The 20962-nt window shown below is 46.8% G+C and carries 17 protein-coding genes and 1 pseudogene; 7 read left to right on the top strand and 11 right to left on the bottom strand.

All coding sequences use genetic code 11. From position 1 onward, the window contains the following. Nucleotides 1-778: 778 nt before the first annotated feature. Genes DSM107010_RS31210 through DSM107010_RS31200 form a run of 3 tightly spaced genes read right to left on the bottom strand, consistent with a single transcriptional unit; the run spans nt 779 to nt 2870 of the window. Nucleotides 779-1573 (bottom strand): hypothetical protein, encoded by a 795-nt coding sequence (locus DSM107010_RS31210; protein ID WP_106166086.1) that lies wholly within the window; start codon nt 1571-1573, stop codon nt 779-781. Next, nucleotides 1570-2358: a P-loop NTPase family protein gene (locus DSM107010_RS31205; protein WP_106166087.1), complete on the bottom strand. Its 789-nt coding sequence runs from the start codon at nt 2356-2358 to the stop codon at nt 1570-1572. Before DSM107010_RS31205 ends, DSM107010_RS31210 begins: the two co-directional genes overlap by 4 nt. Nucleotides 2359-2372: 14 nt before the next feature. Further along, on the bottom strand, nt 2373-2870 hold the full coding sequence (locus tag DSM107010_RS31200) for a hypothetical protein (protein ID WP_106166088.1): 498 nt from the start codon (nt 2868-2870) through the stop codon (nt 2373-2375). 218 nt (nt 2871-3088) lie between these two features. On the opposite strand from DSM107010_RS31200, the gene DSM107010_RS38920 reads away from it, so the two are divergent. Both DSM107010_RS38920 and mobV read left to right on the top strand, forming a co-directional pair. Then, entirely contained in the window at nt 3089-3253 is a 165-nt protein-coding gene (locus DSM107010_RS38920; RefSeq protein WP_158631911.1) for a hypothetical protein, read from the top strand. Then, entirely contained in the window at nt 3219-4967 is a 1749-nt protein-coding gene (gene mobV / locus DSM107010_RS31195; RefSeq protein ID WP_106166089.1) for a MobV family relaxase, read from the top strand. The genes DSM107010_RS38920 and mobV overlap by 35 nt, the downstream gene beginning before the upstream one ends. A 638-nt stretch (nt 4968-5605) precedes the next feature. Here the strand turns inward: mobV and DSM107010_RS31190 are convergent. Beyond that, nucleotides 5606-7222: a cation:proton antiporter gene (locus tag DSM107010_RS31190; RefSeq protein ID WP_106166090.1), complete on the bottom strand. Its 1617-nt coding sequence runs from the start codon at nt 7220-7222 to the stop codon at nt 5606-5608. Nucleotides 7223-7224: 2 nt separating this feature from the next. Beyond that, nucleotides 7225-7611 carry an ion channel gene (locus DSM107010_RS31185; RefSeq protein WP_106166091.1) on the bottom strand — a complete coding sequence of 129 codons (387 nt, stop codon included), beginning with the start codon at nt 7609-7611 and terminating at the stop codon, nt 7225-7227. A gap of 93 nt (nt 7612-7704) precedes the next feature. Here DSM107010_RS31185 and DSM107010_RS43275 point away from each other — a divergent pair. After that, nucleotides 7705-8665: pseudogene (locus DSM107010_RS43275) on the top strand (IS701 family transposase). 57 nt (nt 8666-8722) lie between these two features. Here DSM107010_RS43275 and murJ read toward each other — a convergent pair. The 3 genes from murJ to DSM107010_RS31165 all read right to left on the bottom strand — a co-directional run bounded on the left by murJ (nt 8723) and on the right by DSM107010_RS31165 (nt 13819). Beyond that, nucleotides 8723-10312, bottom strand: a complete 1590-nt coding sequence (gene murJ, locus DSM107010_RS31175; RefSeq protein ID WP_106166092.1) for a murein biosynthesis integral membrane protein MurJ — start codon at nt 10310-10312, stop codon at nt 8723-8725. Nucleotides 10313-10485: 173 nt separating this feature from the next. Next, nucleotides 10486-11016, bottom strand: a complete 531-nt coding sequence (locus DSM107010_RS31170) for a hypothetical protein (RefSeq protein ID WP_106166093.1) — start codon at nt 11014-11016, stop codon at nt 10486-10488. 88 nt (nt 11017-11104) lie between these two features. After that, nucleotides 11105-13819 carry a cation-transporting P-type ATPase gene (locus DSM107010_RS31165; RefSeq protein ID WP_106166094.1) on the bottom strand — a complete coding sequence of 905 codons (2715 nt, stop codon included), beginning with the start codon at nt 13817-13819 and terminating at the stop codon, nt 11105-11107. Nucleotides 13820-14011: 192 nt separating this feature from the next. Between DSM107010_RS31165 and DSM107010_RS31160 the strand changes: the two genes are divergently transcribed. Continuing rightward, nucleotides 14012-14734 carry a bacteriorhodopsin gene (locus DSM107010_RS31160; protein ID WP_106166095.1) on the top strand — a complete coding sequence of 241 codons (723 nt, stop codon included), beginning with the start codon at nt 14012-14014 and terminating at the stop codon, nt 14732-14734. A gap of 13 nt (nt 14735-14747) precedes the next feature. Here the strand turns inward: DSM107010_RS31160 and DSM107010_RS31155 are convergent, their stop codons facing one another. Then, nucleotides 14748-15134, bottom strand: coding sequence for a hypothetical protein (locus DSM107010_RS31155; RefSeq protein ID WP_106166096.1), 387 nt, complete (start codon nt 15132-15134; stop codon nt 14748-14750). Nucleotides 15135-15299: 165 nt separating this feature from the next. Between DSM107010_RS31155 and rppA the strand changes: the two genes are divergently transcribed. The 3 genes from rppA (at nt 15300) to DSM107010_RS31140 (ending at nt 18224) form a co-directional block, all read left to right on the top strand. Next, nucleotides 15300-15977 (top strand): two-component system response regulator RppA, encoded by a 678-nt coding sequence (gene rppA, locus DSM107010_RS31150; protein WP_106166097.1) that lies wholly within the window; start codon nt 15300-15302, stop codon nt 15975-15977. 16 nt (nt 15978-15993) lie between these two features. Next, nucleotides 15994-17280: a sensor histidine kinase gene (locus DSM107010_RS31145; RefSeq protein ID WP_106166098.1), complete on the top strand. Its 1287-nt coding sequence runs from the start codon at nt 15994-15996 to the stop codon at nt 17278-17280. A gap of 266 nt (nt 17281-17546) precedes the next feature. Next, on the top strand, nt 17547-18224 hold the full coding sequence (locus DSM107010_RS31140) for a potassium channel family protein (RefSeq protein ID WP_106166099.1): 678 nt from the start codon (nt 17547-17549) through the stop codon (nt 18222-18224). Between the two features lie 67 nt (nt 18225-18291). Here the strand turns inward: DSM107010_RS31140 and DSM107010_RS31135 are convergent, their stop codons facing one another. Together DSM107010_RS31135 and kefF are read right to left on the bottom strand one after the other, a co-directional pair. Further along, the gene (locus DSM107010_RS31135) at nt 18292-20154 is read right to left on the bottom strand and encodes a monovalent cation:proton antiporter-2 (CPA2) family protein (protein WP_106166100.1); all 1863 of its coding nucleotides are present in this window, start codon (nt 20152-20154) and stop codon (nt 18292-18294) included. Next, a complete protein-coding gene (gene kefF, locus DSM107010_RS31130; RefSeq protein ID WP_106166101.1) occupies nt 20144-20782 on the bottom strand; it encodes a glutathione-regulated potassium-efflux system oxidoreductase KefF in 639 nt (212 codons plus the stop codon). Before kefF ends, DSM107010_RS31135 begins: the two co-directional genes overlap by 11 nt. Between the last annotated feature and the right edge of the window lie 180 nt (nt 20783-20962).

Here is a 20962-nt window from a genome sequence, read left to right as displayed (position 1 = left end):
GGCTCAAATTATCAAAACCAGGCAGGATAAGGGTTTTCAGACTATCTTGCCGGAAAAAACACAGATCTCGGCTCAATGCCGTCTCGATCCCCCAAGCCTCCAACCCGAACTGCTAAACGAGACAGTTGCAGTGGAACTAGAGCACCGGTACAGAATTTAGGAAATAGCAATTTGGGTTAGTGTGACAGAAGCCGCTGCCAGAGGCAAAGTAATGATAGAAAGTGCTGAATTTTGTATGGGGTCGGAATAAACTCTTACGCTCCACTCCCAATTACTGCTAAATTTCTCAGTCTTCTATGTTAAAAGTGGTCACTGTGCCAACTCCAATAGAAGATTCGGTACTTTTCTCAAAGCGCTCATACCAATAGAATCGTCACTCTTCTAAACTAAGCAGTTTAGTTTGCCCATATGGCAGCGGTAAAGTACATTCACCTCTCCATGTAGTACACGGTTGAGGTCGGAATTTCAATGTTAAGCAATATTTCGCCAACAGTATCCGTATTTCGTCATGACCCCATTTTCGGCAAAGATACATTCTCGCTCTCTACTGCTTTCTACTAAATATATTGGGAAAAATTATTAATCAGGCAAAAAAAGTGGGTGTTAGAGGAAAGAATGATTCTGAAACTAGAAGCTATACATTGGGATAGTTGAGCGCGTTCGGCTGCACTTGGTTGCACGAACCCTATATTTCCGTCGGTAAGCCGCAATTAACATCAGATGAGCAACTACAACAATTGCATGACAGGACTTATTCTCAACGCGCCCAATTCGAGAGCTACTTCCTTAGTTCTGGCGACACAATCCAGAGAGTGCATTTAGGATTCTCGTCCTCACGGCACTTAAGCAGACGATCTAGGTTCCATTGCACCAGGTTGCGTCCCAAGGTATTAGTGGAATCATTGTACTTAAGCGACATCACCCAACTGCCACTACCAAACCCAACTAGTGCTACTATAGCCAAAGCCATCAGCGGCGAAAACCAGTCAGCGAATTTAATCCAGACTGTATTCCGTTGAAGTTTAGCGATCGTCGTGTTAGCCCCATTGATTTGTGAGATCGCCGTCTCAAGCCCCCCAGTTATCTGCCCAATTCGCTTTAACAAACCTTCTAAAACATTTTTATTCGTTTGTCTATCAGTCTCTACAGTGGCGCGGTATGCCAGCAGTTCCTCTTTCAGTTGGGCTGCTTCTGTTACTGTCGCTCTAGATTGATTCAGGACTTCGGTATTAGCCTCTGCTATAGCTGAGGTGGCAGCACTGCCAGCGCTTTGAATCCCTTTAACAATATCTCTACCTGCTCGAATTAAATTTTCCGTTAAGTTTTGGGATTGCTGTTGTTGATTGAGTTCAAGCGATTGGGATGACTGCTCAATTCTTTGCCGTTCGCTACTGATTCCGCCTAAGACATCTTCACATAACTGCACTGTATATTCCACTGCACCAATATACAGAAACAGCACATCATCATCCGGTAAGTTTAACCGCTTCGCCGTCCGCATGATCTTCTCTTTGTGTTCTGCCGTCATCTGAGTGATGATGCCATCTAAGTAATTGTCATCAATAAAAGTCATTCACCTATCCCCAAATAAGTAGACGCTTTTTTAACTTCTGATGTCATATCTGCCAGCCAGCGATAAGCCCGCGTGCGTTGGCTGCGCTGAAGGATTGTCCTTTGGGCATCCGCCGCCCAACAGAAAGGCAAATCGTTATCCTCAATTACATCCCAGGAAGTCCAAAACATCTCTTGCAGAAGGATCTCGACTCCACCTAACTGCTCAATTACCTTCTTTCTAGTCTGGGATGCATCGTAGCGAGTAAAAGTGTGCGGCTCCCCAAACAGCAAGTTTTTCACCACTACGTAATCAGCCCCATCCCCACACAGTTCGACCACATCCTTCAGCGCACTGACCGAACTCCTAGTTTTCCCCAAGACATGAATGATGGTGACTCGATACCCTGATTCCGCCGCCACATTAAGCAGGTCTAGTTCTCGGATGAAAGTGGTAAACGCATCCCTAGATCTCGCTGGCAGATCCACCAGAATCAATTCGCTGTAATCTCCTAAGCTATCAATTAAATAATCTGCCTCTCCCCTGACGGTAAAATCTACCCGCTCGACTGCATCCGGTTCACCAAGAGCAATCTCTTGTGCTTTATCTCCTACCCGCTTGTAGCAGCGATACAAGTCAGCATTGCTCGTATCGGAATCAATCGCTTGACAAGGCACAGACTCGGTGCGATAGATATCAAGCAATAACCGAGCAACTGCCGACTTACCTACCCCACCCTTGTCACCGTAAATAAAGATGAGTCTTTTGAGGGCAGAAACTAATTCTTTATCTTGTTTACTTGCCATACTATACTTCTCTACTACAACTCATCATTACTAGGAATGTCCGCAAACTTGCCTCGGACAACTGGCTGAGGTTTAGCCTTCGTTTTCGTATCTGTTTTGATATCCGTTCTTGTCTCTGTTTTTCTATCCGTTCGAGCCTCTCCCTTTGGCTCTGCCTCCGAGCTATTGGCTAGCTCGCTCTCTGGTTGTGATGTCAATTTCTCCGTTGTAGTCGTTGACTCTACCGCTGTCGGAGCTGGAGTAGTTTTACTTCTTTTACTTTTCGATTCAGTTAGGTACTGCTTCAGCGTCGCTCCTTTAATGCTAATTCCTTCTGACGTGAGGATAGCCGCAATTTCCTCATAGGTATAGCCGCGCTTCAAGGCTTTATTGATCGTTGCCTTGGATTTCATAATCACTTCTCTAAGCGTCATCCCCTGTTTAGGTTTAGGAGGAGTCCGCGCCTCTACCTTTGATAAAATCGACTTGAGTTTATCCTCATCAATGTCAATTACTGTCTGCTTAGGAGGCATACTAACACCGACTTACTTTCTGTAAGTCTAGCCGACTTATTCTAGGTAAGAAATAGAAGCGAGTAAAGATAAGTTAACTTCTAACAACCTACCTAAAGCCACCAAACTCAGCCCTACAACATCTATTCTTTTCCCCAGTAGCCGCTGGACACCATCCCCTCAATCCCAGCCACAGCCTCGCAGCTACTGCTATTTCTTTTCCCAGGAGCCATAGTTTGATGTGTACTTACTACACAATTTTTGGCTATCGCCACCGCTGCGCTAAAATTGTTGCGTTCGCCCTGCGGGGCATCAACTCCATCCCCTCCTCCAGCGTCCTAGTGGGTGGGGACTACTGGGAAAAAGAATATGCCTCATGCCATCGCTCGCATCGCCAAACTTAAAGGTGGAGGTATTGCCGCCTCAGAACAGCATACCAAACGACAGCGAGAAACTCCAAACGCCAATCCAGAAATTCAGAATCTCCGGTTTATCGGTCAACCAGACACAGCTTCTCCTCCTGACTTGGAAACCCTAGTTAGGCAGCGCATCGGCGGGCAGGCGATTCGGAAGAATGCTGTAGAGTGCGTGGAAATGGTTTTGACAGCTAGCCCAGAATACTTCCGACCTGACGAGCCTGGTCGAGCCGGATATTATCAAAAGCAGCAACTAGAGAATTTCCAACAGGCAGTGCATCAGTGGCTTGATGAGAAATATGGCGACCGGATTGTTAGAGCCGAGTTGCATTTGGATGAAGCCACCCCACACATCCACGCTTATCTTGTCCCCTTAGATGAAAAAGGTAAACTCAACTGTCGAGCATTGTTTGGTGGGCGAGAGAAACTCAGTAAGTTTCAGGATAGCTATGCTATTGCAATGGCTCCACTAGGACTGGAGCGCGGTATTAAAGGCAGCAGAGCCACCCACACAGAAGTCAAGGAATACTATGCGGCTGTCACTCAACCACCAGACTTGACGCTAGACATTGCGACTCTTCATCACCAACTGGCAGATCGCCAACGGGCAATTAAAGAAAAAGAAGATCTAGAGCGCACCGCTAAAGCACTTGCCAGAGAAAAGGAAGTTTTACAGCAGCGCCTGAGTGATTTGGAATCCACGGTACACGCCCAGAAACGGGAGATCGAAAACTGGAAAAGTTTATACACAGACGTTGCCAACAAAGTCCGCGACCTACCTCTAGAACAAGTTGCCTATGAACTGGGTCTAGACCCAGACCCCAAAGACAAGCATAAGTGGAAGCACGAAAATCACATAATCAATATCACTGGCAGCAAGTTTTATGACTGGCAGCATACTAAAGGTGGTGGCGGTGCAATTGACTTGGCGATGCACGTACTTCAGTGTGAATTCAAACAGGCAGTTGCTTGGCTCAATGACAGATTTGGGGAAGGGGCGACGCTAACTGCTGTTGCCTATCAAACTAGAGACATTATTCAAAAGGAACCGCCACGTCAGTTTGTTCCTCCAAAGCAAGATGAAAGCAAGTGGCATCAGGTGAAAACATATCTCACCCGCGAGCGCCGACTCCCTGCTGCTATGGTGGATGCCTTACATCAACAGGGATTAGTTTATGCAGATGACAAACAAAATGCTGTATTTATTCGCCGCTCTCTAGATGAGGAGACGATCGCTGGAGCAACACTGAGAGGCACAGCCGGAACAGATAATACATTCAAAGGATTAGCGCTTGGATCTAAACGAAATGCTGGATGGTTTCACTTCCAAATCGGAGGACAATCAAGCGACCCAATTCAACGAGTAGTGTTGGTAGAGTCTCCGATTGATGCGATGTCATTCGCCGTGTTAGACCGCACTGATTCACGCAAGACGATTTATTTATCTACTGATGGAGCTGGTGTTGTGCCGCTAGAATTTTTCCGACAGCTACCAAACAAGTCGGTTATTGTTGCTTATGATAATGACTCCCCAGGTAATTTGATGGCACAAACAGTCATGGAACAGTTGCCTAATTCGATACGCAAGCTACCAAAGGCTCAAGATTGGAATCAGGAGCTAAAGAATATGTTTAACCTGGAGCAACAGCAAAATAGGCAGCGGGAATCTGAGCAGAAGCAAAGCCGGGGATTTAGTCTGTAGAACTAGAGCCAAAATTTGTTAGTTATCGAATGGCGCTCTCGTTTAGGTAAATAAATATCACAAAAATACTTTTTAGCGGAAGAGGTATCGCTCAAAGCCTGTCAGTTCTACACCTTATGAAACGACTTCCACAACACTTAACGAAACTTCCCGCTTAGCCACCCCTAAGAAAAAACCAACTCGAAGGAAAACAAAACAAACGGATTCTTCAACTAGTGAGACACCACTCGAAACCAATATTACTCCCGCTCACGTCGTAGAACAGAAATCACTTGATGAAACAACTACTCAACCTGAAACGCCAAAAAAGCCTTCCCGACGTGTTGGACAACGCAAACCCAAACGAGATCCCGTTGGACAATAGTAAAAACCAAGGAATAGTAAAACTAAAGAATTAGGCGTAATGTTTAACCTTGACCGTGTATTACATGGAAAAGATTGGTCTTCTACTTTGACTACAGCTTTGAAGCATAAAATGATTAAGGGTTTTCTGAAGCATAAAATGAGCTAAAAGTTCATTTTTTAGTGCAAGTCACACTAAAACCCTTTATTTAATCACCAATCCACAGATCTAGAACATTACCTATCAACAGTGTGCTGCGAAATCAGTTGATGGAATATCGAGAGCGAGTAATGCGCTAATCGTCTTCTAACTTGAGAAGCTGTTCGTTGAGTTCTTGAACGTAAGCCTGTACTAAGTTCTCTGAGAGGATGCGTTTGCGTAGCGCATCGTTCACCGCGCCTTTTTCAGCTAGCAGCAAGCGGCGGCGAATAGCATCTAATTTGGTGCGATCGCTAGGCTCGCTAGCAGAGCGCCCTGAACTTTGGTTATAAAGGTCGCGCAGACTTCTTTCGGACGTTGCCACCCTTACCTGGTAAGCAGCCCGCATCTCCTCGTAGATTGCCCTTGGTAAAACTCCTGCCTTGAGCAGGCTATCCAACTCATCTTGAGCAGCTTTAGAAGCAATCAATTGAATTTGTAATTTTTCAGCCCGTTGCCTAATACTTGAAACCTTGGACAGCTTCAATCCCTTGATCAGCCAGGGTAGGATTAACCCTTGTCCTACCAGGGAGAACAGTACTGCGCCAAAGACCAGAGTGATGATTTCTTCTCGTCCTGGCAAAGTCAAAGGAATGCTCAGAGCCAGTGCCATCGAAAGAGAGCCTTTGATGTTACCTAAAACCAGAACGTGCTGCCAGAGCCAGGGAATTGGACGGTCGAACCAGCGGACTCCAGCTAACAGCGGATAGACCGAGAGAATACGTCCTACTTGATACGCTAGAACAACCAAAAGGATTGCTGGCAACATTCTCCACAGCGTCATTGGGTCGATCTCTATGCCAATTAGCAGAAAAATAAAGGTGTTGACAGCAAAACTGGCATATTCCCAGAAGCTAAACAAGGTGATTCGATCGGAGGCGGAAGTACTACGTGAAAGCCCAACATTTCCGAAAATTAGTCCCGCTACGACCACTGCCACTGCACCTGATACCCCCAAAAATTGTCCTACCTGAAAGGTGCCTAATGAAATTGCAACTGTTAGTAAAAGACTGCTAAGGGGGTTATCTAAACGAATGAATATAGGTACGCTCAAATAGCCTATAACTAACCCCAAGAAACTACCCCCCAAGGCGACAATCAGCAGTTGTTGAACTCCTGTTGAGAAGGTGAGGGAACCTGTTTCATATATTGTCAAAATTAGATTGAACGAAACTAGGGCAGCAGCATCGTTAAATAAGGTTTCTCCTTCAACAATGGTGGAAAGACGGGAGGGCACGCGAATCTCTTTAAAAACGGCAATCATTGAGACTGTATCCGTGTTTGCCAGAATGACTCCCATGAGGGACGCTGGTATCCAAGCTAGTCCAAGCCCATATTTCAATAGAACAGCAATAATTGCAGAGGAAAACACAGCCCCTGGTCCAGCCAGAAGAGCGACTGGTTTAAATGTGTTGCGTAGACGCCTGATGTCTGTATTGATTGCCGCGTCAAAGATGAGAATTGGCAGGAACAGATTTAAAACAAGAGCAGGATCTAAACCAATGCGACGAGACAATAGCTCAGTAATTGGTAAACCTGCTAATACTAAACCTGTAACGTAAGGAATCCGAAGCTGCTGTGTGACCAGGGCAACAGCTGTTGCAACGAGTAGTAGAACAATTAGGATTGTTGCCAGTTCTGATAAATCCCCAGAAACTTGGGGGTCTACTGGACTACTTTGTGCCAAAACTGATTGTCCTAGCAACCAAAGCATTACTAATACCTATGCGAGCTGAGTGATGGGAAATCTTCTAATTTTTCTCTCAGTCGCTGTGAGATGAACCGTTCTAATGTTGCTGTGACCACTTGAGCCAGAAATATCAATTCTAACAAGTAACTGCTCAATGCTTCTAACCCAACAAGCAGACAACTCCAGCCAGTCGGTACTTGATCGCCATAGCCAATCCGAAAGAAGGTGCCCATGCTGAAATAAAGCAGCGATAGAAAGTCAACTTCACGAGTTTCTTGACGGGTTAACACCATTCCCCAGCTAAGTCGATCTATTCCCATATATAGTAGTGCAAAAAGCACAATTAATCCCAAGCAAATTGAAGTGAGCAAAACGGCGTAATTACACCATCGACGTGTAGTTAGACGGTTCATATTTTGATTTTGCAATAAAACTCAAGAGTTACGCAGTTGAGTAAAAGGGGAATGAATCCATCGAAGGTCAACGAGTACGACTATATCAACTAACTGAATTGCTACACAGAAAGCCAGCAATGTTGAAGCAGAACGAGTCCAACCAGAAAGTGGAAACTCGCCTGCCCATGATGCAATTATAAGCCTACTACATCGTCTGGAACCAACGCCAGAAGTATTGTGGAATGAAGCTCAACAGCATGTGAGTTTGGCGACTGGAATTCTAGTCGTAGATGATTCTACACTTGATAAGTTTTACGCCAAGAAGATGGAATTAGTCACTCGCCACTAGTCGGGTAAACATGGGCGGGTGGTGCAAGGAATTAACCTCATTTCATTGTTATGGACGCAAGGCGACAACCATATCCCCTTAGACTATCGATTCTACGAAAAGTCGGTGGATGGAGCCACGAAAAACGTTGACGGACGCGCCATGTTGGACGTAGCAAAGGCGAGAGAGTTTGCCCCACAGAGTGTTTCTTTGATAGTTGGCAAGTGTAGTCTAGAAAATCTCAAACTCATTCGCTCTCACCAGTGGACTTGACTAACCCGCTTCCAGCGCAATCGGCATGTCAACCCCGATGGCACAAGCAATCGTCCCTTCGCTGAAGTTGACATCACTAGGATGGGAACCGTTGTACATCTCAAAGACGCTTGTCTTGGTCAAAGTATTTAAAATAGTCGCCCCAAACGGCGACATTGATTACTAGGCAACAAATGACCTCAACTTGAACTAGTTACAATGCTACAGTGGAGCGAGTTTGCTTGGGCAATTGAAGAGTAAAGAGTGCCATCGTGGGTTCAAGCAGTGTTGTGGGGTAGAACGCACTCAAGTACGTGCACCCGCGGGCGCAACGCAATTCCCTTTGGATTGGCAATTCGGGCATTCTTACGCTTAGAACTATACTGGTTTGCTATAGGTATTAGTTGGTACGAAGCTAAACTCGCTATTATTCGGGATGCAATTCGGACTTACCTGAGCGCTCCTCGCTACTCCCTTTACCCAATTGCGTAACTCCTGCCAGTTTTTCTCCCTCAGCTCCCTCAGCTTCCCTAGCTCTCACGATCGCCCCTAAGCCCTCTTCTTGAGTCGAGAAATCAATAAATCGATTTCTGGTAATTTCATTTGGGTGGCGATCGAGGCGAAAACTCCAATGCCGACGAAGCCAGAGGCGATCGTTTGCAGCAATAGTAAAACTAATCCCTGACTGCCGAAAAAATGTTGCAAACTCCAGAGAGTCCCCCAGCTAGCTGCCCCAGCAATAAAGCTACTAGTAATTAACCCCAAAAATGGTAAACTCCATTGCCGCAATGGTAAACCGTGGAGTTTTCGATGCAACACGCCCAAAAACAGCAGCGTCGAGATCGTATTGACTCCTACCGTTGCCAGTGTAATTCCAGGCGCACCAAAAGGTTTGATCAGGATAAAATCTAGCAGGGCGTTAAGGAAGATATTTAACAAACCAACGCGGAAGGGCGTTTCTCCATCTCCCAAGGCGTAAAATACTCGTACCAAGACATCGCGCCCTAAGTAGACAAACATCCCAATGCCGTAGGCAACTAAAATTGAGGCTACGAGTTGCGAATCGTCTTGTTGAAAGGCTCCGCGTTCGTACACAATTCGGACAATTGGCATCGCTAGAGCTGCAAATAAAGCTCCTAAAGGAAGCATCGTGAGAGCCGTTAAAATTAATCCCTGCCGCAGCCGCGATTTGAGATTATCCCACTCTAACGGATCGGCAAAGCGAGAAAGAATTGTAAATAAGGGGAGCAAAATCACATTGGAAATGATGCCGAGGGGAGTCTGAACGATTAAGTTGGCGTAGTTGAAAGCAGCTGCTGCCCCAGGAATATCAGAAGCAAAGAAAAAATCGGTGAACAGATTAATTTGTAGCATTCCAGAAGCAAAAACAGCCGGAGCCATCAACTTAACTGCTTGCCGTACGGCAGGAGAGCGAAAATCAAATCGCAGGCGCAGCGTACCAAGTCGTAATCGCCACTGTACGATTAATTGTACGATCCACTGAAATAATGCCCCTGCTAGCGTTCCCCAGGCTAAAACTTGCCCGCCAATTGCCACATAAGCAGGAGAAATTATTTGGCTCCCCAAAGATAAATATAAGATTCCCAGCCCCAAAATAATCGTGATGCTAGAAAGTACGGGGCTGAGAGACAGCAACCAGTATTGATTGGCAGTATTGAGCGTGCCAAAACCAATCCCAATTAATCCCGACAGTAATATCATCGGCGACATAATTCGCAATTGCTCGGCAGCGATCGCGTGGGCTGTCTGGCTCAATTGCGGACCCACCAAATAAATTAATCCATCCGCTGCAAAGAATAGAGCAATGGATACGAGCAACAGCACCCCACTGACCAGAGTTGTCACGCTTTCAACTAGGGGAGCAGCCTCCCGTTTGCTACGCTTCTCTAAGATGCTGACAATCGTGGTGTGGATCGGACCATTCACGCCCCCCAACAATACCAAAAAGAAACTAGGGACGATGTAGGCATAGTTGTAGGCGTTAGCAGCTATACCCGTACCAAAAGCCGCCGCGATCGCCTGTTGGCGAAACAAGGCAACTAATTTACTCAACAGGGTTGCTACTACAACGATCCCCGCAATTCCAGCTAAAGTTCGAGATTTTGGTTGATTGGACACAACTAGGGACTCGGGGCTAGGGAAGCTGAGGGGGTTGAGGGAGCACAGCAGTTATGCACTTGAAGTTTCAGATCTCGATCCCCCCTATACTCCCTTAACAAAAAAGGGGGGGGAAACTAATGTCCTCTTTTTAACTCTGTTGGGGAATCGACTGCGTAACTTCTGAAAACTATTTAGGGAACATTATAAATATGCCACTCCTGAATTCCCCAATGGCTGAGAACAGCTTCAGCCTTTTGGATCTCATCCTCTGTTGCTTCTACGATCACTAGGTAATCTCCTTGGTTAAATCGCTCGCTGTAAAATCTGGCTTGTTCTTCGGGGACAAACCAACCTCGTAGCGCGCCATGCAGTCCGCCGGCAACTGTAGCAGCTCCACTACCTAAAATAACCGCTACCATACTTTCCACAGCCAAGGCAGGACCCACTCCAGGGACTAGCAAGATGCCCAGTCCAACAATTAAAGTCATTAATCCTACTCCTGTACTCCCTGCCAGCGCGCCCTTTATCGCACTTTCAGCTCGTGTAATTGGCGGTCGTTGAATGACATTACAACCTAGAATCTCATCGCCTTCGGGGGTTTTTGTCACCATAGAAATCTTCTGCATGGGGAAGCCAATGCTTTGCAGCTCGGTAAGTGCCTGTTCTGCGTTTTGACGATGAGAAAATATACCAATACCATGTTTAAGGTTACGATCGGTCATATTGATTTTTGAAAGTTTGATGTTGTAAGAGTGAATACTCTCTACCAGTAGAGTTGGAAAATAGTTGCCAAGCCGCGCTATAGAGAGGCTACTTGAGAGGTGCAAAACGCTTTAACAGGGCTGCTAGAGCAATCATCGGGATTCCCAAACCAAGACAAATTAAGCCTTGAATCAAACTCAGTGTCTCAGTTGTAAATAGCTGGTTCATCACGCTCCATTGACTAAAAAGCGTTTGAAAGATGAATACACAACCAATGCCGATCGCCACAGCATAGCCAATGGATTCATCTTTGCCGCGTATTCTGGCAAAGAGCGCTGGGATAAATCGACTGATGCTTAACAGGTAAAAAGCTTCTGCTGCAACCAATGCCTGAATTGCCATCGTCCGAGCTAAAGTTTCATTTCCTGTGGTTTGAACGATCCATTCAAACATGCCAAAAATTACAATCCAATTGAAAACAGAGACTGCCAGAATCCGTGTCAGCAGGCTACCAGATAGAAGGGGTTTGTTCGTCGGACGAGGAGGTTGTTGCATGACCCCAACAGAGGCAGGCTCAAACGCTAAAGGTACTGTCAAAGCTACGGAGCTAACCATATTCAACCAAAGAATTTGCACCGGAAGAATCGGCAATGCCGTTGACAAAAGTACCCCAATCAAAATCGTCATCGATTCTCCACCATTTACAGGCAAGATGAAGGCGATCGCTCTCAGCAAATTTTTATAAACCGTGCGTCCTTCCTCAACTGCCGCCTCGATTGAGGCAAAGTTATCGTCGGTCAAGAGCATGTCAGCCGCTTCTTTCGCGACTTCCGTACCAGCGATCCCCATTGCCACCCCAATATCGGCTTGCTTTAAGGCTGGGGCATCATTGACTCCATCTCCGGTCATCGCCACAATCTCACCTTTGGATTGAAGCGCCTCAACGATGCGAAGCTTTTGTTCGGGTACGACGCGAGCAAATACCATACTCTGCTCTACAGCATTTGCTAGTTCCCGATCGTCCATTTGGCTGAGATCTTGACCCGTGAAAACGGGAGCATCTTCGCTTTGGTTCAGCCCGATCTTCTGGGCGATCGCCGCCGCAGTCATTGCATGGTCGCCCGTAATCATTTTGACTTGGATCCCAGCCGACTGACAGGAATGAATTGCTTCAATCGCATCTGGGCGAGGTGGGTCGATCATGCCTTGCAGTCCCAGAAAAATTAAATCTTTCTCAATGTCAGAATGCTCAATTGAAGACTGCGAACGCGGTACAACTTTCTTAGCAAGTGCGAGTACCCGCAGCCCTTGCTTCGCCATCTCATCTACAGATCGCTCTATCTGCTTTGAATTGACTGCAATCCTATCTCCATGAGTATCGAGCATTTGGTAGCATCGCTTGAGGATCGCCTCGGCTGAACCCTTGACATAAATCGACCTTTCCGATCTGGTGTCATGCAGGGTTGCCATGTACTGAAACTGAGATTCAAAAGGAATCGTATCGAGTCGGGGAAGTGTCTGTTCCAAAGATTGCCGTGTTAAACCTGCTTTACAAGCTACAGCAACCAACGCTCCTTCCGTAGGACTGCCAACCACTACCCAGTTGCCATCCTCTTCCTTCAAATGCGAGTCATTGCACAACAATCCTGCTTGCAAGCATTCGTACAGGGCTGGTGCATTTGCCAAGTCAACAGGTTGTTCGTCCAGGAAAATCTCTCCATCCGGAGCATAGCCCCCACCGCTGACCGTATAGCGTTGTCCACCGGCATAAATCTCCTGAACCGTCATTTGGTTTTCAGTCAGCGTTCCTGTTTTGTCAGAGCAGATTACCGTTGTGCTACCCAATGTTTCAACCGCTGGTAACTTGCGAATAATGGCGTGATGAGCCGCCATCCGTGAAACGCCTATCGCCAAAGTAACGGTTAAAACAGCTGGTAAGCCTTCAGGAATTGCACTCACTGCTAAAGCGACAGCAGCTTTAAACACCTCAACCCAGGATGCACCTTGGGCAACTCCCACAGCAAAGGTAAACGCGGCCAACCCCAAGATGACATACAGCAGAGTTTTGCTAAACTTATCAATTTTACGAGTCAATGGGGTTTCTAGACTTGTACTCTGTTGCATCAAGTGGGAGAGGTGTCCTGCTTCTGTCATCTCTCCAATTCCCACAACTAGCCCACGCGCTTGACCGAAAGTGACTAAGCTACCCGTGTAAGCCATATTTATCCGTTCTGCTAGAGCAGTCTCCGGAGGCAGCGGTTTGAGATCTTTTTCAACCGGAACCGATTCTCCTGTCAAGCCAGACTCATCCACTTGTAAATCGCGAATTTCGCTCAGCCGTAGATCGGCAGGCACTTTGTCACCGGAGGATAGCAAAACGAGATCGCCAGGAACTAGATCGCTAGAAGAAAGGACTAGCTTTTGACCGTTTCGTACAACGGTTGCCTCCGTCGTCACGGATTCTGCTAAGGCGGCGATGGCATCCTCAGCTTTAGCTTCTTGAACGAAGCCAATGATGGCGTTGATTAGAGTCACACCAAAAATCACGCCTGAATCGATCCACTCTTGCAAAAATGCAGTCACCACCCCTGCAACTAACAAGATGTAAAGTAGAGGCTGATTGAATTGCTGGAGGAATCGTAACCAGGCGCTTTCTCTTTTTTTCGCTGTTAACCGATTTGGACCCAAGCGGTCGTGCCGTTCTGCTGCCTCATTGGCAGATAGACCCGTTTCAAGATCGGTTGCTAAAAGCCGAGCAACTTCCTCTATAGCAAGATAATGCCATAGGTGTTTGGTTGATTTCTCTACATCCGCTACTGCCATAGCACTTCCTTCACGCAAAATGGCAACGAGAGAGCAACTAAAGATGATTTAAGTCAAGGGTTTTTCTGTTGCTTCACGTTGTCTCTAGCGTCGTTTGCAAATGTGAGTGAAATATGATCGACTCGTTGACGTTGCTCACTTTTGGATCACATTTGTCCTCAAGACTAAAAGGCAAGCCAATGGAGGTAGCTTATGGACTTGCAGGCAACGTTTCACTGGATTTATGTAGCAGCAATGGCGATCGGGGCGCTTTACTTCATTTCACTGGGCACCAACCCGCGTGGCGTTCCCAAGTACGAGTATTTGGTTGCTAGCTTCATTCCGATCTGGTCAGGTTTGGCATACATGGCAATGGCATTAGGTCAGGGAAAAGTGGAAGTGGCAGGTCAAATTACTCACTATGCTCGTTATATTGATTGGATTGTGACTACCCCCTTGCTATTGCTGGCACTCTCTTGGACAGCGATGTACTACATTGCAAAAGACTGGACTCTAATTGGTTCTCTGATGGGAACTCAAGCGATCGTGGTGGTGACTGGGCTAGTAGCTGATTTGTCTACTGTGGATTGGATGAGATATCTGTGGTATGCCTGCGGCGTAGCCGCATTTTCAATCGTGCTTTGGGGAATTTGGCTGCCTCTACGCGCCAAAACTCGCGGGCAAGGTGTGGAACTATCAAAACTCTATGACAAACTCGTCACTTACTTCACAGTGTTGTGGATTAGCTACCCAATTACTTGGCTGATCGGTCCTTCGGGGCTGGGTTGGGTCAATCAGACGATTGAGACACTCCTGTTCTGCGTCCTGCCCTTCTTCTCGAAAGTTGGGTTTAGCTATTTGGATTTGAATGGTTTGCGGCGTTTAAATGCCTCTAAAGCTCGTGTTATTGCTTCAGCTCAAAAAAGCTTTTATTAAAGCGAAACTAACTTCACTCAATGATTTCGTAGCGTACTAACTGCCTGATATTTTGTCGGGATAATCCTAGTTCTTGAGCGATCGCCGTTTCTATCCGCTCGACCTCTATTGCTGGCAATTCCAATTCCAATCGCTTTAGGATCGGTTCCGCTGTCTCCACTTCTACCTGAGTCACTCCCTTTGTTCTGTTGATAGTAGCATTGATCAGCAATACGTTTACCGATACCTTTGCTTCCAATTGAGTATCTGATTGAAGTTTGTTCTTTGTACTGTAGGAGCGGCTTAATTCCTGAGCAGCCAGGAGACTACAGACAAACCAGAATCCTGCCGCTACAAATGGTAAAGGCAACCAAAACTCTATCCCCGATACTTGTAGCCAACGTTCGATCGTACGCCGCACGCTTCACCCTGTCCCATTCATTCTATAAGTCCGCTCGTATCTGCACTCTAATGCCGCGATCGCCCTCCTGAAATCTTACCTATAGACGATGTGCTAATTACATTAAATTCTATGCTGATAAAGCAAAGCGCAACAGCAATGGTATGAGAATCTTGCTGGAATGGTATGAGAATTTTACTGGTTGAGGATGATCCTAAACAATTGATGCCCCTTCAAATCGTTCTCTCCCAAGCAGGACATAGCGTGGACGGGGTGAAGGATGGGGAAACCGCTCAGTGGCTCTTATCTGAAAAAGAGTATGACCTACTGATTTTAGATTGGATGTTACCCCACATCAGTGGGTTAAATCTCTGTCGCCAGTATCGAGCAGCAGGTAAAACTGCTCCGGTGCTGATGATTACAGCCAGAGATACCACACCTGAGAAAGTAACTGGGTTAGATGCAGGAGCAGATGACTATCTGGTTAAGCCAATCGACATTGTAGAATTCATGGCACGAGTACGGGCATTGCGGCGGCGATCTCCCCTCTGGGAGGCAGATATTCTCTGCCTTAGCGATCTCCAACTCCACCTCGACACGCTGGCTGTGGAACGACAAGGCAAAGTCGTTTCTCTCTCCAGTCGAGAGTTTCAGTTGTTAGAGTACTTCATGCGTCATCCCCGACAAGTTTTGACTCGCAACCAGATTGAGCAAGCGTTATGGGAGTGGGGGACTGAGCCAGAAAGCAATGCCATAACTGTTCTGGTTCGCAAGCTTCGTCAACGCTTGCAGGCGGTGGGAGCAGCTGATTGGATTGAGACTGTTTATAGTATGGGCTATCGTCTTGTTCCTCAAAAGCATTGACTTTGAAGTTTGAAAAGTGTTCAACCACAGTCGTCGGAATCTAGCTCGTTGGTTCACCCTTTCAATGGGTAGTATTCTCGTGGTCTTCGCTGGGGTAATTTATTATTTTGAAATTAAAGACAAACTAGATGTTTTAGACCGGCTGCTATATGACAGAACAAGGGTGATGGCAGCTAGCGTGCAATATGAGTGGCGCCAGGGGCACAAACAAGTCGATCTGAGCCATGTACCGCTATTAGGCAGCGGCTCTCACCCCTTGGATAAAAATTTAGTCTACGTTCGGTGGTACAACCCTCAAGGGCAGTCGATTCGATTTTTCGGTACTCCTCCCCCACAGCAGTTGAATGTATCCCCTGGATTTCTCACGATTAAATCTGTCGATCCGCTATTGGAAGACGAACTCTGGCTTCGTCAAGTCACGTTGCCCGTTGAAGGACGGCACGGGATACTTGGCTATCTTCAAGTTGCTATGCCACTAGCTGAGACTCAAAACAGTCTTAGTCAGTTTCAAGTTGTATTAACTCTTGCTGTACCTGTAGCACTGGGGTCGATCGGACTGACAGGTTGGTTGCTTGGTGGAGCAGCGATGCAGCCGATTCGACAGTCCTATCACCAACTTCAACGGTTCACTGCTGATGCTTCCCATGAGTTACGCTCGCCGCTCTCTGCCATTCTTACCAATGCCCAAGTTGCGTTAATGATAGCAGCGGACGATTTGCAATACCATCAGCCGTTGGAAAATATTATCGATAGTGCTAAATCGATGGGGACTTTGGTTAACAATTTATTGCTATTAGCTCGTCAACAAGGGCAAATTCTGCCTCAATCTCTCAAGCTGTTAAATCTCAACAATCTGCTGGAGAATTTAGCATCACAATATCTGGAGCGAGCAATGTCCCAAAGCATCAGTCTAACCTATGAGTTGTCCGAGCAACCAATTGAGTTATGGGCTGACCCAGACTTACTGCGGCAAGCAGTAGAAAATTTGCTCGACAATGCCTGTAAATACACTCCTGCTAGTGGAACTGTGCAGTTGCGCTTAGTCCCCCATCCAAGTTGGGCAGTCATCCAGGTCATCGACACTGGTATTGGAATTCCAGAAGCAGATCTACCCTATATCTTCGATCGCTTTTACCGAGTTGACACAGAACGAGCGCAAGATAGTGGCGGCTTTGGGTTAGGATTGGCGATCGCTCGACAAATTGTTCAAGCCCATAACGGTCAAATTCATGTAGTAAGTACAGTAGGTAAAGGTTCGAACTTTCAGGTTGAACTACCAATCAAACCCCGAAGCATGGCTTAGACCGCTTGATGAGCTGTTGCTCACTTGCCATCGCTCGTAAAGTGGATCGAAGGCTTCAGTAAAGTTTGCCGATATTTAAGGTAGAAGCAGCATAGGCTTCCTCTATACTCGTCTTGCTATGTTTAGGTGAGCACAGACATTGCATTGGCTGCTATAGAAAACTCACCTACTTCTGGTGCGCGCAAACTTACATTTGTTTAAAGTACAATCTAATCGTTTGCTAGCCCTTAAAGTAAAGCAAGGAACAGTAGCATTAGGAAACAACAATGTACGTCCTCATTGGCGGAGCAGGTTTAGTCGGGCTAAGTCTAGCGCAAAGCCTTGTAGAACTAGGGCATGCCGTAGCCATTATTGATCTCGATCCTATTGCTTGCCGTTATGCCCGCGAACAAGTGGGGGTGATGGCTTTTGAAGGAAGTGCGGTAAATACGGAAGTTTTGTTAGAAGCCGGGATTCGCAAAGCTGATTCTGTAGCGGCTGTCCTTCGCCATGATGCCTTGAATTTGGCAATGGTGACTCTTGCCAAGCACTACGGAGCTTCCCACATTTTGGCACGAATGCGACATCGCGACTTTGCCGAACCGCTACGCCTTGCAGGAGCCAACCATATTGTCAGTACTGTTGACTTGGCAGTTGCCACAATGGTGAATGCGATCGAGTATCCGCAAGTAGAATCGATGATGCATTTTGAGCAAGGGCAGATTGAGGTACTGAAACTTTCCATTCCAGAAAGTTGTTATGTTGCTAATCGTAGCGTTGCCGAAATTGCTCGAGATCCCCGGTTCCCCGCAGGTTCTTTAATTATTGGCTATCAACCCCATCCCCACGAGAATCTGATGATTCCTAACGGTAGTACGGTACTGGAACCCGATTCAACTATGCTGATCGTGACCAAACCAGGGTCTTTACATCAAGTGATTGATTTTGTGGAAGGCTGCAAGTAGTTTTCATGAAACTAGATCTATATTTTTATTTAGCAATTGCAGCGATTGCTCTGACTTGTTGCACGTCTCAGATAGCATCTCTTTGCTGAGCTAGGACATCCCAAGCTCGATCGTCATGGGCGATTTCTCGTTCGTCAGACTGCAAAATTCGCTCCAGATCTTGTGCTAATTGACGAGAGCGTGCCATCAAAGCGGTGTCATCTCCTTCTACAGAAGCCATATCATACAATGCTTCTTCATCATGATGTCTGAAGGTTTGAGCAGCGCGATGTGCTTTATAGGCTCGTAATCCCAATAGCTTCAATGCCTCAACGCCCATATCTAACGCCGACCCAAATGTCTCGCGTTGAATCACATCTACTCCACGGCGAATCAACTCGTAGCAATGGCGACGATCGATCGCCCGCGCTAAAATCTTGAGGTGCGGAAAGTGGTTACGTGCCAAGTCTACAATCTCCAGGATTTGCTCGCGATCGTCGATCGCTACGACCAGAAGTTTAGACTGTGCTGCCCCAGCTGCATATAACAGATCGATCCGAGAGGCATCACCATAAAATACCTTCCAGCCAAAGCGCCGCAATAGCTCGATTTGGGCTGGGTTATACTCTAAAACGGTAATTGGATAGCCATTCGCGAGCAACAACCGTCCGACAATTTGACCAAATCGCCCAAATCCAGCAATGATTACAGAGTTTTCATTGTCTTCAATGTCATCGGCTTCCCGATCGTCTAACTGTAAAAGAAAACGAGGTACGATCAGGCGATCGTAGGCAATCATAAACAGCGGCGATAGCAGCATCGAAAGGGCGACAACGGCAATCAAGCTGCCTGCCAGATTCTCTGAAAGCACGTTGCTCTGTGCTGCAAAAGAAAACAAAACAAACGCAAACTCATCACCTTGTACCAGGGCAAACGCAAACAAGATACTCTGATTCAAATCCAGTTTGAATAGCTTCCCTAGCGCAATTAACACCCCAGATTTAAGGATGGAGACTCCGACAATTAACCCGAAAATCAGCAACGGTTGCCCCAGGATTAAGTTGAAATTGATGCTAGCTCCGACCGAGAGAAAAAATAACCCCAGCAGCAAGCTCTGGAACGGTTCAACGGTACTCATTAACTCATGACGATACTCACTTTCCGCCAGCACCACCCCCGCTACAAACGTTCCCAATGCTGGAGATAATCCAACTGCTTGCATTGCCAGGGTAATTCCCACAACCAGCAGTAGTGCCGTCGCCGTAAAAATCTCGCGCAGGCGAGTAGCCGCAATAAAGCGAAATACCGGACGCATCAAGAATCGCCCACCCACGACAATACCGCCCACCGTACTCATGACCAGTAGAGTTTGTTGCCAGCCTGCCAGTGTATTGCTTGATGTCGCAGTTTGACTCACCGCCTCTCCAGGATTTGTGGTCAGCAGGGGCAACAGTGCCAGGATAGGAATAACGGCAACTGCCTGAAACAACAAGATTGAAAAGGCGGACTGTCCTCCCTCTGTTCTCATGAGTCCCCGTTCAGTCAGGGTTTGTACGCCGATCGCCGTCGAAGAGAGGGGCAGGATCAGCGCGATCGCCAGTGCGGTTTGCCACGACAGTCCCAACAGGATTCCTAGCCCTGACAGGAGGACAACGTTAGCAACCATCTGCAATCCGCCCAATCCCAAGATTGGGACTCGCATCCGCCACAGCAGATCGGGCTGAAGTTGCAAGCCTACTAGAAATAACATCATCACCACGCCAAACTCAGCGAAGCGCATGACATCCTGACCTTCCTGCCCCACTAGACGCAGCCCGAACGGACCGATAACGACTCCAGCAATCAAATATCCCAATACAGAACCCAGTCCCAGTCGTTTGGAAATTGGCACTGTAATGACTGCCGCCGCTAGGTAGACGAAAGCCTGAAAGAATAAGTTTTCATTGGACATGGAGAGGTGTCTCCTGCGTGTCGAGCGCTTGCTCAAGGTAATGATTTAGATGTCGGTGTTGCAGCAGGTGCTCCCAATCAATCGCGTGGTTGCGTAGCATCAGAATCACGGTTTGATAGTCTTTGACATACCTAGAAATTTGGTGAGTCTCCTGTAGTTGGTGGGTTCCGTGAATCACAAACGGTGGTAAGTATTCCATCCCACACAGATGTGCCGTTTGCTCAAAGGGAGCCAGAAGTTCTCGGATTGTGAAGTAATTATGTCCCTGTCGGCAATAAGCCTGCTCGCTCCCTCCAGTGGTAATAGCAGAAAGGAGCTTTTTTCCGCGTAAGGCAGTGCCATTATGACCATAGGCAAAGCCATGTTCCAGCACTAGATCTTGCCATTCTTTGAGGATGGCAGGGCTGCTGTACCAGTAGAAGGGATGTTGAAAAATAATGATGTCATGGGTGACCAGAAGCGCTTGCTCAAACTTCACATCAATATGAAAGTTGGGATAGTGCTCATATAGGTCGCGAATGGTAATGGAGTCCATTCCACGAACGGCTTTAATCAATTGGCGATTGATTCGTGACTTTTCCAGTGCCGGATGAGCAAATAAAATCAAGATACGGTTTGGCTTATCCATTGATTGAATCGAGTGACACGATGGAGTTGGCAATCTAAAAACGATTCAGCAGGTTTTCCAGGCGCGTGCGATTGCTGAGCGAAACTAATTTGTTTAAACTCAGCGTCGCAAAGTGAGCGACAAAGAGAATCTCGACCACAAAATGACTGAGAGCTTCTAAGGTGACAGCGAGCCACATTG

The organism is Chroococcidiopsis cubana SAG 39.79 (assembly GCF_003991895.1).
Taxonomy (GTDB): domain Bacteria; phylum Cyanobacteriota; class Cyanobacteriia; order Cyanobacteriales; family Chroococcidiopsidaceae; genus Chroococcidiopsis; species Chroococcidiopsis thermalis.
The sequence above is the reverse complement of the archived record's forward strand: the minus strand, read 5'-3'. Positions and strand labels throughout refer to the sequence as shown.

Excerpts from the sequence above, each read along its gene's own strand:
- DSM107010_RS31210 (WP_106166086.1), bottom strand. The coding sequence starts at position 1,573 with ATGACTTTTATTGATGACAATTACTTAGATGGCATCATCACTCAGATG.
- DSM107010_RS31205 (WP_106166087.1), bottom strand. The coding sequence starts at position 2,358 with ATGGCAAGTAAACAAGATAAAGAATTAGTTTCTGCCCTCAAAAGACTC.
- DSM107010_RS31200 (WP_106166088.1), bottom strand. The coding sequence starts at position 2,870 with ATGCCTCCTAAGCAGACAGTAATTGACATTGATGAGGATAAACTCAAG.
- DSM107010_RS38920 (WP_158631911.1), top strand. The coding sequence starts at position 3,089 with ATGTGTACTTACTACACAATTTTTGGCTATCGCCACCGCTGCGCTAAA.
- mobV (WP_106166089.1), top strand. The coding sequence starts at position 3,219 with ATGCCTCATGCCATCGCTCGCATCGCCAAACTTAAAGGTGGAGGTATT.
- DSM107010_RS31190 (WP_106166090.1), bottom strand. The coding sequence starts at position 7,222 with ATGCTTTGGTTGCTAGGACAATCAGTTTTGGCACAAAGTAGTCCAGTA.
- DSM107010_RS31185 (WP_106166091.1), bottom strand. The coding sequence starts at position 7,611 with ATGAACCGTCTAACTACACGTCGATGGTGTAATTACGCCGTTTTGCTC.
- DSM107010_RS31170 (WP_106166093.1), bottom strand. The coding sequence starts at position 11,016 with ATGACCGATCGTAACCTTAAACATGGTATTGGTATATTTTCTCATCGT.
- DSM107010_RS31165 (WP_106166094.1), bottom strand. The coding sequence starts at position 13,819 with ATGGCAGTAGCGGATGTAGAGAAATCAACCAAACACCTATGGCATTAT.
- DSM107010_RS31160 (WP_106166095.1), top strand. The coding sequence starts at position 14,012 with ATGGACTTGCAGGCAACGTTTCACTGGATTTATGTAGCAGCAATGGCG.
- rppA (WP_106166097.1), top strand. The coding sequence starts at position 15,300 with ATGAGAATTTTACTGGTTGAGGATGATCCTAAACAATTGATGCCCCTT.
- DSM107010_RS31140 (WP_106166099.1), top strand. The coding sequence starts at position 17,547 with ATGTACGTCCTCATTGGCGGAGCAGGTTTAGTCGGGCTAAGTCTAGCG.
- DSM107010_RS31135 (WP_106166100.1), bottom strand. The coding sequence starts at position 20,154 with ATGTCCAATGAAAACTTATTCTTTCAGGCTTTCGTCTACCTAGCGGCG.
- kefF (WP_106166101.1), bottom strand. The coding sequence starts at position 20,782 with ATGGATAAGCCAAACCGTATCTTGATTTTATTTGCTCATCCGGCACTG.